This is a genomic window from Aldersonia kunmingensis (assembly GCF_001646865.1).
GTDB classification, from domain to species: Bacteria; Actinomycetota; Actinomycetes; order Mycobacteriales; family Mycobacteriaceae; genus Aldersonia; species Aldersonia kunmingensis.
The window spans coordinates 32,104-46,318 of the sequence record NZ_LRRB01000140.1 but is presented as its reverse complement, the minus strand read 5'-3'; the positions used below and the strand labels follow the sequence as shown (position 1 = coordinate 46,318).

The 14,215-nt window shown below is 66.8% G+C and carries 15 protein-coding genes; 9 read left to right on the top strand and 6 right to left on the bottom strand.

Annotated elements, in window-relative coordinates; all coding sequences use genetic code 11:
• The first annotated feature begins 12 nt into the window (after positions 1–12).
• The gene (locus A8G08_RS11085; RefSeq protein WP_068273689.1) at positions 13–1,362 is read left to right on the top strand and encodes a wax ester/triacylglycerol synthase domain-containing protein; all 1,350 of its coding nucleotides are present in this window, start codon (positions 13–15) and stop codon (positions 1,360–1,362) included.
• A gap of 2 nt (positions 1,363–1,364) precedes the next feature.
• The gene (gene arcA / locus A8G08_RS11080; protein WP_068273687.1) at positions 1,365–2,588 is read left to right on the top strand and encodes an arginine deiminase; all 1,224 of its coding nucleotides are present in this window, start codon (positions 1,365–1,367) and stop codon (positions 2,586–2,588) included.
• A gap of 159 nt (positions 2,589–2,747) precedes the next feature.
• Here arcA and arsC read toward each other — a convergent pair whose 3' ends face one another.
• Positions 2,748–3,095 carry an arsenate reductase (glutaredoxin) gene (arsC, locus tag A8G08_RS11075; RefSeq protein ID WP_187344461.1) on the bottom strand — a complete coding sequence of 116 codons (348 nt, stop codon included), beginning with the start codon at positions 3,093–3,095 and terminating at the stop codon, positions 2,748–2,750.
• 48 nt (positions 3,096–3,143) lie between these two features.
• On the opposite strand from arsC, the gene A8G08_RS11070 reads away from it, so the two are divergent.
• Both A8G08_RS11070 and A8G08_RS11065 read left to right on the top strand, forming a co-directional pair.
• Entirely contained in the window at positions 3,144–3,803 is a 660-nt protein-coding gene (locus A8G08_RS11070; protein ID WP_068273683.1) for an SDR family oxidoreductase, read from the top strand.
• 11 nt (positions 3,804–3,814) lie between these two features.
• Positions 3,815–4,183: a GntR family transcriptional regulator gene (locus tag A8G08_RS11065; RefSeq protein WP_068273748.1), complete on the top strand. Its 369-nt coding sequence runs from the start codon at positions 3,815–3,817 to the stop codon at positions 4,181–4,183.
• Positions 4,184–4,213: 30 nt separating this feature from the next.
• Here the strand turns inward: A8G08_RS11065 and A8G08_RS11060 are convergent, their stop codons facing one another.
• A complete protein-coding gene (locus A8G08_RS11060; RefSeq protein ID WP_068273681.1) occupies positions 4,214–5,770 on the bottom strand; it encodes a dolichyl-phosphate-mannose--protein mannosyltransferase in 1,557 nt (518 codons plus the stop codon).
• Between the two features lie 53 nt (positions 5,771–5,823).
• Here A8G08_RS11060 and rsmI point away from each other — a divergent pair, with 53 nt between their 5' ends.
• Together rsmI and A8G08_RS11050 are read left to right on the top strand one after the other, a co-directional pair.
• A complete protein-coding gene (gene rsmI / locus A8G08_RS11055) occupies positions 5,824–6,675 on the top strand; it encodes a 16S rRNA (cytidine(1402)-2'-O)-methyltransferase (protein ID WP_068273680.1) in 852 nt (283 codons plus the stop codon).
• 258 nt (positions 6,676–6,933) lie between these two features.
• A complete protein-coding gene (locus tag A8G08_RS11050; protein ID WP_068273678.1) occupies positions 6,934–7,362 on the top strand; it encodes a PPOX class F420-dependent oxidoreductase in 429 nt (142 codons plus the stop codon).
• A 15-nt stretch (positions 7,363–7,377) separates the two neighbouring features.
• On the opposite strand, the gene A8G08_RS11045 is transcribed toward A8G08_RS11050, so the two are convergent.
• Genes A8G08_RS11045 through metG form a run of 3 tightly spaced genes read right to left on the bottom strand, consistent with a single transcriptional unit; the run spans position 7,378 to position 10,403 of the window.
• Positions 7,378–8,574: an alpha/beta hydrolase family protein gene (locus A8G08_RS11045; RefSeq protein ID WP_068273676.1), complete on the bottom strand. Its 1,197-nt coding sequence runs from the start codon at positions 8,572–8,574 to the stop codon at positions 7,378–7,380.
• The gene (locus A8G08_RS11040; protein WP_068273674.1) at positions 8,568–8,849 is read right to left on the bottom strand and encodes a hypothetical protein; all 282 of its coding nucleotides are present in this window, start codon (positions 8,847–8,849) and stop codon (positions 8,568–8,570) included. Before A8G08_RS11040 ends, A8G08_RS11045 begins: the two co-directional genes overlap by 7 nt.
• A gap of 9 nt (positions 8,850–8,858) precedes the next feature.
• Positions 8,859–10,403 carry a methionine--tRNA ligase gene (gene metG, locus A8G08_RS11035; RefSeq protein WP_068273672.1) on the bottom strand — a complete coding sequence of 515 codons (1,545 nt, stop codon included), beginning with the start codon at positions 10,401–10,403 and terminating at the stop codon, positions 8,859–8,861.
• Between the two features lie 22 nt (positions 10,404–10,425).
• On the opposite strand from metG, the gene A8G08_RS11030 reads away from it, so the two are divergent.
• The 3 genes from A8G08_RS11030 (at position 10,426) to rsmA (ending at position 13,410) form a co-directional block, all read left to right on the top strand.
• Positions 10,426–11,262, top strand: coding sequence for a TatD family hydrolase (locus A8G08_RS11030; RefSeq protein WP_245672777.1), 837 nt, complete (start codon positions 10,426–10,428; stop codon positions 11,260–11,262).
• 119 nt (positions 11,263–11,381) lie between these two features.
• Positions 11,382–12,509 (top strand): resuscitation-promoting factor, encoded by a 1,128-nt coding sequence (locus A8G08_RS11025; RefSeq protein WP_068273670.1) that lies wholly within the window; start codon positions 11,382–11,384, stop codon positions 12,507–12,509.
• A gap of 46 nt (positions 12,510–12,555) precedes the next feature.
• The gene (gene rsmA / locus A8G08_RS11020; RefSeq protein ID WP_245672776.1) at positions 12,556–13,410 is read left to right on the top strand and encodes a 16S rRNA (adenine(1518)-N(6)/adenine(1519)-N(6))-dimethyltransferase RsmA; all 855 of its coding nucleotides are present in this window, start codon (positions 12,556–12,558) and stop codon (positions 13,408–13,410) included.
• Positions 13,411–13,456: 46 nt separating this feature from the next.
• Here the strand turns inward: rsmA and A8G08_RS11015 are convergent, their stop codons facing one another.
• Complete coding sequence (locus tag A8G08_RS11015) at positions 13,457–14,077, bottom strand: TetR/AcrR family transcriptional regulator (RefSeq protein ID WP_068273666.1); 621 nt, start codon at positions 14,075–14,077, stop codon at positions 13,457–13,459.
• Positions 14,078–14,215 lie beyond the last annotated feature (138 nt).

Genomic DNA, 14,215 nt, shown 5'->3' with positions numbered 1-14,215 from the left:
CTCGAAGGGCAGGTGGGCACCCTGACGCAGGCACTTATCGATCGGGCCGGACCGGCCGACCTGGCGATGCACGCCATGGGAACCAGTTCGGTGCCTGAGCAGTTGGGTGGCGTGCTTGTGCTCGACACGCACGGCAGGTTCGATCTCGCCGCTGCGCGAGACCTGCTCGCGCAGCGGGTCAGCACTATCGAGCGGCTGTGCCAGCGGTTGCGTCGCGCGCCGCCGCTGTGTGGCTATCCGGTGTGGGTCGATGATGCGGGTTTCGATCCGATCCGGCACATCCGGCATGTCGAGTGCCCGGCTCCCGGCGATGAGGCCGCGCTGCTCGATATCGCGGCCGATGTGCTCGCCCGACGGCTGCCCGAGGACCGCCCCGGGTGGGCCGCCGTGTTCGTCACCGGGCTCGAGCACGAGCGAGCGGCGCTGATCTTCGTGATCGACCATGTGCTCGTCGACGGCATTGGCGGGGTTCTGGCCCTAGCGCGGCTCGTCGACCCCGGCTTCGGACAACCTGCGGCGGAGTTCCCGCGACCCGCGCCGAGCAGACGAGACCTGTTCCTGGACGCCCAGCGCCGCCGAGGTCGGGCAGTGGCCCAGTTTGCGCGCAAGCTTCGGAGGCGGAAACCACGATCGGAGCGGCCATCGATCGCAGGGTTCCGAACCGCCCGGGCACAGCCCTGCTCACTGCTGCAGCCGACGAGCAGCAGGCGCAAGCTGGCCGTGGTGCGCTCCGACGTCGGCGCTCTACGCAATGCCGCGCACGCGCGGGGCGGCACGATCAACGACGCGTACCTCGCTGCGGTGACGGGTGCCCTGCACGAATTGCTTCGCACCCGAGGCGAATCCGTGCCGGGCATCCAGGCTGGAGTACCGATTGCGGCACCGGTCGCCCGAGCCCGAACAACGCTCGACAACCGGACCGTCCCCGTCTCTGTGACACTGCCCGGGCCGAGCCCGATCGATGAACGGATGCAATCGATCTCGGCGACCATGCGCACCGAGAAGAATCGGGTATCGAGCGGCTCGGTCCCGGCGCTCGTGGCACTCATCTTCGAGTTCATCGCCCGGGTCGGGCTTTACGACTGGTATGCCAAGCGGCAGCACCAGATTCACACGGTCATGTCCAACGTGCCGGGACCGCCGGACCGGTTGCGTTTCGCGGGGTTTCCGATTGTCGACCTGGTCCCGCTGTCGGTAGGCGGCGGTGGCAACGTCACTGTGGCGTTCATTGCACTGTCGTATGCGGGGACCATGACAAGCGTGATCGTCGCGGATCCAGCGACGACGCCCGACCTGCGCGTCCTTGCCGAGGCGTTGCAAAGTGAATACGACGCCATCGTGGCTCGCCGGGATACTGTTTGACCATGAACGCGGACCGCGGTCCCGATCTCGTACTCGGCGCGAACTCCGAGGTGGGCCGTTTGCGCGCGGTGCTGCTGCATCGCCCGGGCGACGAGTTGCGCCGCCTGACACCCCGCAACAATGATCAGCTGCTCTTCGACGGCGTCCCGTGGGTGGACCGGGCGCAGGAGGAACACGACATATTCGCCGAACTGCTGCGCGGCCACGGCGTGGAAGTGCTGCTGCTGCGCGACGTGCTCACCGAGACCATCGAGGCCAGCGGCGCGGCGCGTATTCAGGGCATCGGCGCGGCGGTCAACCCGCGCCGGCTCGGGCACGCGCTGGCGGACGAACTTGCCGCCCACCTGCGTGGCGTTCCGCCGGAGGAACTCGCGGTCGTGCTCACTGCCGGAATGACGTTCGACGAGTTGCCGTTCGGGCCGAGTGGCACGTCACTGGTTCGCCGCATGCACCATGGCGGCGATTTCGTCATCGACCCGCTGCCGAATCTGCTGTTCACGCGCGACTCGTCGGTGTGGATCGGTGACCGCGTTGCGATCACCTCGCTCGCGCTTCCGGCGCGAGTACGGGAAACCTCGCTCACCGATCTGATCTACGCGTTCCACCCACGCTTCCTCGGTGTGCGGCGCGCGTACGAGTCGCACACCGCACCGATGGAAGGCGGCGACGTGCTGCTGCTCTCGCCCGGGGTGGTGGCGGTAGGCGTCGGCGAGCGGACCACCCCTGCCGGGGCGGAGGCGTTGGCGCGCAGCCTGTTCGACGACGATCTCGCGCACACCGTCCTGGTGGTGCCGATCGCACAGAACAGGGCCTCGATGCACCTCGACACCGTCTGCACGATGGTCGACGTCGACGCGGTGGTGATGTATCCCGCGATTCAGGACACGTTGACCGCGTTCACCATTCGCCGCGAGGACGACGACGTGAGCATTCGCGGCGCGGACCCGTTCCTCGAGGCGGCTGCCGAGGCGATGGGCATCGGCAAGCTGCGCGTGATCGACACCGGCCTGGACAGCGTCACCGCCGAACGCGAGCAGTGGGACGACGGCAACAACACCCTGGCGATCTCGCCGGGTGTTGTCGTCGCCTACGAGCGCAATGTCGAGACCAACGCCAGGCTCGAGGCGTCCGGTATCGAGGTGCTTCGGATCAGCGGCTCCGAGCTCGGCTCGGGCCGAGGCGGGCCGCGCTGTATGTCCTGCCCAATTGCGCGGGACCGGCTTTAGGTCATACCTCCCAATCTCTTCTCGGCGCCCCTGGCGTTCAATCGCCGCCCTGCTGCGTTGTCGTCGGCGTCGATACAACCCCGGTATCGACTTCTCCTCCGCCTTACAGGGCGACGATTGTCCTGACAGGTCCATCCGAGTGAGATTGGGAGGCATGCCCTAGAGGATCTCCTCCACAGTGGCAGCCGGGCGCGCGAGGCGGGTGCCCTTGTCGGTCACCACGATCGGCCGCTCGATCAGGATCGGGTTATCTGCCATCGCCGCGAAGATGGTTTCCTCGTCCGCGTCGGCAAGGCCGAGTTCTGTGTAAAGCGCCTCGCGCTTGCGTACTGCTTCGCTAGGCTTCAGCCCCGCATCGTCGAGAAGTTTGCGCAGCCCGTCTCGTGACGGCGGCGTTTTGAGGTACTCGACAATCGTCGGTTCTACACCCGTAGCCCGGATCGCCTCGAGTACATTTCGAGACGTGCTGCAGCGCGGGTTGTGGTAGATCGTGGCGTCCTGTGGCATGGCCGCCATTCTGCCAACACCGCACCGCGTCGATCGAGAGGAGCACGAATGTCGCGGATCGTCATTGCCGGTGGACACGGCCAGATCGCCCGGCATCTCATCCGGCTACTGGCCGATCGCGGCGACGAGGCCATCGGTTTGATCCGAAATCCGGATCACGGCGACGAGGTGGCCCGCTGGGGTGGCCAGCCGCGGGTGCTCGACCTCGAACAGGTGGGTCTGGACGAGGTGACACCAGCGGTGACCGGAGCCGATGCGGTGGTGTTCGCCGCCGGCGCCGGACCTGGCAGCGGGCCCGCGCGCAAGGACACCGTGGACCGCGCGGCCTCGGTTTTGCTGGCCGATGCCGCAGAGCAGACGCACGTGCGCCGGTTCATTCAGATCAGCGCCTTCGGTGCCGGCGAGGAGCCCGACGAGCAGCTGGACGAAACCTGGCAGGCCTACGTCCGCGCGAAAACCGCGGCCGAGGAGGATCTGCGTCGCAGGTCCGGGCTCGACTCCACGATTCTGCGGCCGGGCCGCCTCATCGACGACGAGCCGACCGGCCGGGTCGCGTTGACCGAACCGCCGCTCGAACGCGGCAACGTGACGCGGGCCGATGTGGCCGCGGTGATCGTCGCTCTGCTCGATGCCCCGGCCAGCGTGGGTAAGACCCTCGTGCTGACGTCCGGCGATACCACGATCGCAGACGCGGTCGCTGCTTTGTGATGGTGATATCGATGTCGTCTCCCGAACCAACCATCGTCATCAACCATTCGTCGCACATCCCACCGCATGAGCAGCTTCGCCTGGCCATCATCGAGGGGGTGCGGGGAGGCGATCTGCGCGCGGGCAACAAAATTCCCACGGTGCGTGCCATGGCAGCGGACCTGCGTATTGCACCCAATACAGTTGCGCGCGCCTACCGGGATCTCGAGAAGCTCGGCGTCATCGAGACACGCGGCCGTGCAGGCACATTCATCGCCGATACCGGCGATCCCACCATGGACACCGCGGCGCGGGCTGCCGCGGATTTCGCCGCGGTCGTTCGGACACTTGGTATCGCGCCCGACGTCGCGATTCAACTGGTGCGCTCGGCCCTGCGCTGAGCGCGGTGCGCTCGATACGGCACAGTGTGGTTACCGCCAGCTCGGCAGCCACAACTGTTGGTGCCACAGGTGGTTGCTGATCGGCAGCGCGGTGAGGATCGGGTAGAGCCAGGCGAAATTCGCAATTACGACACCGAGGTACAGGCACACCGCGAGCAGACCGGTGCTACGGCGTTCCTTTCCGGCTCGGGCCTTGCCGATGACCTGGCCGAGCGCCATCGCCACGAGCATCACGTAGAACGGGGCCATTGCGACCGCGTAGAAGTAGTACATCTGCCGGTCGAGGCTGAAGAACCACGGCACGAGTGCCGCCGCATAGCCGACCAGCACCGCGGCGAACCGCCAGTCGCGCCGAACCACGGTGCACCACAGCGCCCACCCGAGCACGGGTACCGCGACCCACCAGAGGGCCGGGGTGCCGATCAGCATGACCGCCTTGACGCATTCCGAGCCGCCGCAGCCGCTCACGTCCGGGCCGTCGGCGTAGTAGTAGAGCATCGGCCGCAGGCCCATCGGCCACGTCCAGGGCTTCGATTCCCACGGGTGGTGATTGCCCGCCGAATTGGTCAGTCCTTCATGGAATTCGAGTACGCCGCTGGAGTAGTACCAGAGCGATCGCAGCGCGTCGGGGATGAATCCGAATGCCCCGCCGGTGCCGATCTTGGAGCCAACGGCGTGCCGTTCGACGCCAGTCTCGCTGGCGAACCACGGCCCGTAGGTGGCCAGATAGACCAGCACCGGAACCACCAGCAGTGCCCACAGTGCGGGCAGGAGGTCGCGGCGCAGCGCGCCCACCCAGGGGCGTTCGACCCGGTAGGCGCGGCGCGCCGCGATATCGAACGCAATGCACAGCACGCCGAAGAAGGCTACGAAGTACAGGCCGGACCACTTGGTGCCGCACGCGAGGCCGAGGCACACGCCGGCGCCGAACCGCCACCAGCGCACGCCGTGGCGTGGCCCGAACGGAGTGAGCGCGATGCGGCCCTCGACGGCGACGCGGGCCATGCGCAGCCGAACATCGTCGCGATCGACGATGAGGCAACCGAACGCTGCGGTGACGAACAGTGCGGTGAAGATGTCGAGCATCCCGATGCGGGACGAGACGAAGGTCAGGCCGTCGGCGATCAGCAGCAGGCCCGCTATCGCGCCGATCATGGTCGAGCGCGTGAGGCGTCGCGTGATCCGGACGACGAGCAGCACGAGCACGGTGCCGGCCACAGCGGACGCGAAACGCCAGCCCCAGCCGTCGTAGCCGAACATCGCCTCGCCGATCGCCATCAGCTGCTTGGCCAGCGGCGGGTGTACGACCAGGCCGTAGCCGGGGTTGTCCTCCACGCCGCCACCGGTCACGACCTGCCAGGCCTGCGGGGCGTAGTGCTTCTCGTCGAATACCGGCGTGCCTGCGTCGGTGGGGTAGTTGAGCATCACGAACCGCGAGATGGCCGCGATCGCAGTGACGACAAGCGTGACGATCCAGCCACGCTTCGTATCGGTGGGGCCGAAGCTGGCATCTGGCCAGCGCGGAGCCGGCCGGACAGTGGAAGTGGTGACGGTGGGGGCGGGTCGCTCGTCCGTCAGCTGCGTCACGCCTCGATCGTATGCTCTTTGCAGAATCCGACCGACCAGGCGATGGGAGCCGTATGGCACACGACGACGAGGGTGCGCCGGGCCGGCTGGTCCTTGCGGGGACGCCGATGGGCGATCCCGGCGACGCGTCGCAACGGCTGCGCGACGCACTGGCGAGCGCCGATGTCGTTGCCGCCGAGGACACCCGCCGCACCCGGATGCTCGCGCGCTCGCTCGACGTCGAGATCACCGGGCGGGTGGTGAGCTTCTACGACCATGTGGAGGCCGAGCGCACCCCGGGACTGATCGCCGATATCGAGGGCGGTGCGACGGTGTTGCTGGTCACCGATGCCGGCATGCCGTCGGTGAGCGATCCGGGCTATCGGCTCGTCGTAGCATGCGTTGACGCGCACCTCCCGGTGACCTGTCTGCCCGGCCCGTCGGCGGTGACCACGGCACTCGCGCTGTCCGGGCTGCCGGTCGAGCGGTTCTGCTTCGAGGGCTTTCCGCCCCGCAAGTCCGGCCAGCGCCGGACCTGGCTGGCAGAGCTGCGCACGGAGCGCCGGGCAGCAGTGTTCTTCGAGGCCCCGCACCGGCTCGCCGACTGTCTGGCCGACGCCGTCGAGGTCCTCGGCGCCGAGCGTCGCGCCGCGGTGTGCCGGGAACTGACCAAGACCTACGAGGAAGTCCGCCGCGGCACCCTCGCCGAACTCGCCGGGTGGGCGGCCGAGGGCGTGCGCGGCGAGATCACCGTCGTGCTCGCGGGCGCCGAACCCGAAAGTGTGGACGCCGAATCGCTGGTGGAGAGGGCCGAGAAGCTGGTCGCGGCCGGTATGCGACTCAAGGACGCCTGCGCCGAGGTGGCCACCGGCGGGGTGGGGAAGAAGGAGCTCTACGACGCGGTACTCGCCGCGCGTAAGGACTGATCTCTCACCCTCTCGCGGTGATCACGAGCAAATGGCCCTTCTCGACGGCGGGTCGAGGGCCATTTGTTCGGTCTCGTGAGCCGGTTTATTGCCGCTAAGCGCCCATACGTTGCGAGAATGTGCCTAACTCAAAATCATTACCGCCTCGCCTCGTTTTACGAAATACGAGACCAAAACAGATCGCGTGATTCCTGTTATTCGACTTGCCCGCCAGACCGGCTGACACCCCGCGACTCGCGCGACAACCGAAGGGCCACCATGACTTTCACCGACGCCGAACTGGACTACCTGAGCAGCCAGCGCCTCGGCCGGATGGCCACGGCCCAGCCGGATGGCACTCTGCAGGTCAGCCCGGTCGGCTTCCGCTACAACGAGGGCACCAAGACCATCGACATCGCCGGTCACAACATGGCGAGAAGCAAGAAGTTCCGCAATGTTTCCGACAACGGACGCGTCGCCTTCGTCGTCGATGACCTCGCCTCCATCGATCCATGGACACCGCGATTCCTCGAAATCCGCGGGCACGCAGAAGCAATCGCTCGACCCACCGACTCGGCCTACGGCGATCGTGCTGGCGGATTCGACGGTGCGATCATCCGCGTCCATCCCGAGCGCCTCATCAGCTACGGCATCGAGGCCGCCCCGGACATGCAGGGACGCAACATCAGCACTCGCAACGTCGACTGAGGGCCGCCCTCGGCGCTAGGGCGCGAGCACCCGCGCGAGGAACGGCGTCGAATCCGGTATCGAGGCCAGCACCGTGCCGTTGTGGTCCTGGTCCGGGTAGATATGCAACTCTACGGGCTGGTTGTTGGCCCGCATCTGCGCATACAGCGACAGCGCCGACGGTGCCGGGACATCGACATCGCGCAGGCCCTGACCGAGGAAGATCGGCCGGTCGTAACCGGTGAACGGCGTGCCCATGTACAGCGACAGCGACATCTGCACCCATGGAATCGAGGAGAGCGGCGCGGCGAACCAGTCGCCGACGCGTTGGCCGGCCAACGCATCGGCGAGGTCCTGATAGCACTCGGTGCGCGCGAGTTCCAGCACCTCGCGCCCACGTGGCGTGAGTACCGCAGGAACGCTGAAATCGACGCTGGCGTCACTGAACCCGGCCAGGATGTAGGCCAGGTACACGTTCAGCGCCGCTGGCAGTGTCACGGGCGGGAAGCCCGGCCCGCCGAGGCCCACAACGGTCTCGATGTTGGCTGGAGTACCTGTGGCGACCACCCCGCGGTAGTCCAGGTCTGTGCCCGCCGTCAGCGCGGTTGCGCGCTGGGCGGCGTTCAGCGCCGCGCCCGCGCCCTGCGACTGGCCGACGATCGCCCATCGGTTCGCCAGCGGCAGGCCGAGTTGATGCGCCGCCTTTACCGAGTCCACGATCGAGGTTGCCTCGACCCGGCCGCTGAGGTAGCTCATCAGGCCCGGCGTACCGAGGCCGACGTAATCGCTGGACACCACCGCGTAGCCCTGGTCGAGCCAGTGCGAGAGGTAGGCCGTGTCGCGGGCACTCCGCGGTAATGCGGACGGCGTGCAGTCGTCGCCGAGGCCGGTTGTGCCATGTGCCCAGGCGATCACCGGGTAGCCACCGGGTGGTGCCGGCTGCTTCGGCAGGAATACCGCGCCGGTGCTGGTAGCCGGGTAACCGCGGATATCCGGTGACGAATAGTGGATGCGGTAGGCCGGCGCCGCGCTCGGGAGGGACAGGGCCGGATCGAGCGGGACCTGTTCGATCAGCGTTCCCGAGTGCGGAATCGGGCCGGAGTACGACGTGACGTCCAGGCCGGACCAATTCGGCGGAGGAAGGGAATCGGCCTGCGCGGGACCACTGAGCAGGACAGCGGTGAGCGCGACGGCGGCGAGCACCACCCCGATCGATCGCGAGATGCTCAGCACGTCGTCAGCCGCTGGAACATGTCGGTGAACTCGCGCAGAGCTCGCCGATCCTCAACGTCGGCGGGGTGCCGGCCGCCCTCGGTCGTGACCGTGATTGGCGTCCCGGTGCGCACTTTCAGCTCGTCCCAGCAGTGCGGCAGGTTCTGCGCGAGCAATCGGCGACCGCCCACGATGAGGAAGATCCGCGAAGAGAAATCGCCCGTCTTCCACGACAGGTTCTCGGCAATGTCGCACGTCAGCGGGCCCGCGGCGGCGAACTCGCTGACGTACACCATATTTCGAGGCTACTCGTCCTCGACATAACGCGGGAACACTCCACTCGGCGCGGGCAATTCGATTCCCGGCTTGATCGGCGTTGCGATGTCCGTGAACTCGCGGCCCTCCTGCCCGAGGAGGTCGAGCAGCTTGCCCGCCGATTCCGGCATCACCGGCTGCACAAGGAGCGCCACGATCCGCACCATCTCGATGGTGGTGTAGAGGACGGTCTCCATGCGCGCGAAGTCGGTCTTACGCAGCTTCCACGGCTCCTGCGCGGAGAAGTAGCGGTTGGTCTCGCCGAGCGCGAGCCAGATCGCCTCCAACGCGAGATGCAGTGCCTGCACATCGAATTCGGCGCGGACGCGGTCGAGCAGCCCGTTCGCGAGGTCGAGTAGCGCCTGATCGTCGGCGGTGAATTCGCCGGGCGTGGGTACCTTGCCGTCGCAGTTCTTGGCGATCATCGACAGCGAGCGCTGCGCGAGGTTGCCGAGTTCGTTGGCGAGATCAGCGTTGATCCGGGTGACGATCGCCTCGTGGCTGTAGCTACCGTCCTGGCCGTACGAGATCTCGCGGAGCAGGAAGAAGCGCACCGCGTCGAGGCCATACTGCTCGACGAGTTCGATGGGGTCGACGACGTTGCCGACCGACTTCGACATCTTCTCGCCCTTGTTGTAGAGGAACCCGTGCACGAACACGCGCTTGGGCAGCTCCAGCCCGGCGGACATCAGGAACGCCGGCCAGTAAACGGCGTGGAAGCGGGTGATGTCCTTGCCGATGATGTGCAGGTCGGCGGGCCAGAAACGTTGGAATGCCGCCGATTCGGTGTCCGGGAAGCCGACGCCGGTGAGGTAGTTCGTCAGCGCGTCGAGCCACACGTACATGACGTGCTCGGGGTGGTCCGGGACAGGAACGCCCCAGTCGAACGTGGTCCTCGAGATGGAGAGGTCCTTCAGCCCGCCGCGTACGAAGCTCGTGATCTCGTTGCGTCGGGTGGCAGGCTCGAGGAATTCCGGGTGCTCCTCGTACAGCGCGAGCAGCTTGTCCTGATACGCGGAGAGCCGGAAGAAGTAGCTCGACTCCTCGGTCCAGGTGACCGGCGTGTTCGATTCCGTCGACACGCGTGTGCCGTCCTCGAGCAGCGTGGTCTCGCCCTCGGTGTAGAACGCCTCGTCGCGCACCGAGTACCAGCCGGCGTAGGTGTCGAGATAGATGTCGCCATTGGCCAGCAGCCGCTCCCAGATGGCCTTGCTCGCCACGTGGTGGTCTGCGTCCATCGTGCGGATGAACCGGTCGAACGAGATGTCGAGCACCTTGTCCATCGCCTCGAACGCATCCGAGTTGCGGGTCGCGAGTTCCTGCACGGGAATGCCCTCGGCGGTCGCGGTCTGCTGCATCTTCTGCCCGTGCACGTCGGTGCCGGTCATGAAGAAGACGTCGAAGCCGTCGAGCCGCTTGAACCGGGCGATGGCGTCCGAGGAGATGTACTCGTATGCGTGCCCGATGTGCGGCGCACCGTTGGGGTACGCGATCGCGGTGGTGATGTAGAAGGGCGGCTTCTCGGCTGTGGTCATGGTGGCGACTACTTTAATCGGCGTGCCTCCCGGTTCCCGCCCCGCGCCCGATCTCCCCGAGCCACTCGCGCCGCTTGTCGACGCGCACACGCACCTCGATGCCTGCGGCGCGACCGACGCCGCGTCGGTGAAGGAGATCGTCGACCGCGCCGAGTCGGTGGGTGTCGGTCGGGTGGTGACGATCGCCGACGACTTGGCGGCCGCGCAGTTCGCCGTCGACGCCGCGCACTGGGACGAGCGGGTGTTCGCTGCGGTGGCGCTGCATCCCACCCGCGCAAACGCCCTCGACGACGCAGCGAGGGCCGAGATCGAGCGGCTCGCTCGTGACCCGCGCGTGGTGGCGGTCGGCGAGACCGGCATGGACTACTACTGGCCCGGCAAGCTCGACGGCTGCGCCGAGGTCGAGGAGCAGGTCGAGGCGTTCCGGTGGCATATCGACCTGGCGAAGCGGCTCAGGAAGCCCCTGATGATCCACAACCGTGACGCGGATCACGATCTGCTGACCGTGCTGCTGGACGAGGGCGCGCCGAGCGCCGTGATCTTTCACTGCTTCTCCTCGGACGCGAACATGGCGAACGCCTGTGTCGAGGAGGGCTACATCCTCAGCTTCTCCGGCTCGGTGAGCTTCCGGAATGCCCGTGAGCTGCACGAAGCAGCGAAGTTGGTGCCGGACGATCAGATTCTGGTGGAGACCGACGCGCCGTTTCTGACGCCGCATCCATTCCGTGGCGCGCCCAACGAGCCGTACTGCCTGCCCTATACGGTTCGCGCCTTGGCGGCATTACGTGACCAGGATCCCACTGAGCTCGCACAGACCGTCACCGCAAATGCCGAGCGGGTTTATCGATTGCCGTTCTGACCTCTGTATTTGCTTGTTATTTGTGAATCGGTGAGATATACCGATTCGTAATGAGTAAACATCGAGCTAAACGGGTAGAAGTTGCCACGCCTTGGCCGCCTCGTTATCGTCCCGTAATTATGCCAGTTATTTCGCGAATTAATAATGCGCGCTCGCCGATGCTGTATGCGTCGGTGGCTGGAGTCCTCGCCACCCTCACAGTGGGTGCCGGTGTCTCGATTGCTCAGCACAAGACCATCACGGTCGATGTCGACGGCGAAACCCGCTCGGTCGGCACCATGAGCGGCGATGTCGAAGGCGCGTTGGATGCCGCTGGCTACGACGTGCACGAGCGCGACGTTGTCGCGCCGGCACTGGCGTCGCACATCTCCGACGGTGACACCGTCGTGCTCCGCCGCGCGCGCGAAGTCGAGCTCACCGTCGACGGGCAGGAGCGCAAGGTGTGGACCACCGCGCAGACCGTCGACGAGGCGCTCAATCAGTTCCAGCTCGCCGGCGACGTGCATGTATCGGCGTCGCGTGGCGCGCGCCTCCCGCTCGACGGCGCGACGCTCGACGTGCTCAGCCCGCGGATCGTTCACCTGGTCGATGGCATTGGTGCCCCGACGGACGTGCGGCTTGCCGCGCCGACCGTCGGCGAGTTCCTCACGGCGAAGGGTGTCCCGCTGCAGCAGGCCGACACCGTCGTACCCGCCGCCGACACCCCGCTGACCGAGGGTCTGCAGATCGCGGTCACGCGCAGTCGCACCGAGACCCGCGTGGAGACCGTGCCGCTCCCGCCGTCGGAGAACGTCATCGAAGATCCGACTCTGAACCAGAGCCGCACCGTCGTGGAGAACCCGGGCGTGCCGGGCGTCCAGGACGTCACATTCTCGGTGAACCTGGTCAACGGCCAGGAGGTCGGCCGCAACCCGGTGGGCGCGAACGTCACCACGCCGTCGCAGCCGAAGACGGTCCGCAAGGGCACCAAGCCCGGCACCGAGGTGCCGCCGGTGTCGAATGGGGCCACCTGGGACGCGCTCGCGCAGTGCGAGGCCACCGGCAACTGGGCCATCAACACCGGTAACGGCTTCTACGGCGGCGTCCAGTTCGACCAGAACACCTGGGAGCGTCAGGGCGGCCTGCGCTACGCGCCGCGCGCCGACCTTGCCACCCGCGAAGAGCAGATCGCGATCGCCGAGGTCACCCGCGACCGCCAGGGCTGGGGTGCGTGGCCGGCCTGCACCAGCCGGCTCGGATACCGGTAAAGCAAGTAGTTCGTCGGGGGGCGGCGGGAACCGGTAGATTTTTCCGGTGCCCGCCGCTTTGCTTGGTCCCGCCGAGGTCCGTGCCCTTGCCGAAGAGCTCGGCGTCCGGCCGACCAAGACGCTCGGGCAGAACTTCGTGCATGACGCGAACACCGTGCGCCGAATCGTGGCCGCCGCGGGTGTCGACGCCAACGACCGCGTACTCGAGGTTGGCCCGGGACTCGGTTCGCTGACACTCGCTCTGCTCGACGTGGTCGGGGCGGTTGTGGCGGTCGAGATCGATCCGGTGCTGGCGGCACGTCTGCCGAGCACGGCTGCCGATCGGGCCCCGGACCTCTCCGGGAACCTTCGGGTGATCGAGGCCGACGCAATGCGCGTCAAAGCCGCTGAGATCGGCGTTGGTCCTACCGCACTGGTCGCGAACCTGCCGTACAACGTCGCCGTGCCGGTGCTGCTGCATCTGCTCGCCGAACTGCCGAGTATCCGCACCACACTCGTGATGGTTCAGGCCGAGGTCGCCGACCGGCTCGCAGCCCCGCCCGGCAACAAGGTCTACGGCGTGCCGAGCGTGAAGGCGGGTTTCTTCGGCACCGTGCGCCGCGCGGGAGCGGTCGGGCGCAACGTGTTCTGGCCGGTGCCGCAGGTGGAGTCCGGTCTCGTCCGTATCGACAGGTACAAAGAGTCGCCGTGGCCGATCGACGAGGGCCATCGCGCCAAGGTATTCACCGTCATTGACGCGGCATTTGCTCAGCGCCGCAAGACATTACGGGCCGCACTCGCCGGTTGGGCCGGCTCTGCGCCGGAGGCCGAGCGTCGCCTCGTTGCCGCCGGAATCGATCCGGGCGCGCGGGGAGAGACGCTGGATACCGCGGCGTACGTGCGGCTCGCCGCCACCGTCTGATTCAGCGCGACCGTTCGCTGTCTCTGCCCCGGCAATGCGCCGCGGGTCAGGCGCGCGTGAACAACCGCATCGCCGCATCGACTACGGCTTCGTGGGTGTCGTCGCCCGCCGCCGGGCGCAGCCAGATGGATGCGTGGTTGAGCACGCCATGCAATGCATGCAGCGCCACCGACGGATCCGCGCAGTCGAACTCTCCGGACGCCAAGCCGCGTTCAACAACGTTGCGGAAGGTCGTGTCGTGGCGCCGTCGCATGGTCTTGATGGCCTCGGCATGTTCCTCGGGCCACGGCGCGGGGAAGGAGAACAACGTGCCAACCTCGGGATAGAGCACGGTGAGAATGTGCAGCTGTTCGGTGATCAACGCGCGCAGCTGGTCTGTCGCGGACTGGGCCTGGGTGGCATCGAGACTTGCGGACAGCCGAACCAGCACGTCGGTGGTGAGCTTTTCCAATGCCTCCGAGACGAGCGCGTCTTTGCTCGGGAAGTAGTGATAGAGCGTGGCTTTGGCGATATCCGCCCGGTCGGCCACATCCTCGAACCGCATGCCTTGATAGCCACTGCTGGACAGAATCTGCAGCGCCGCCGCGATCATCTCGGCCTTGCGTCGGTCGCGCCGACGCGCGACGCGTCCGCCCTGAGGCACCTCTGTATCCGCGGTCGATGTCACTCGGCGATCCTAGCGATGATTATCAACCCTGACGTGCATATATCGACCAATCATGTGAATATCCGACTTGATCGATCAAAATTCGACCTATAGGTTGATAAACGTGAACGAGAGCTACTTTGTTCGAACGGGCGACAA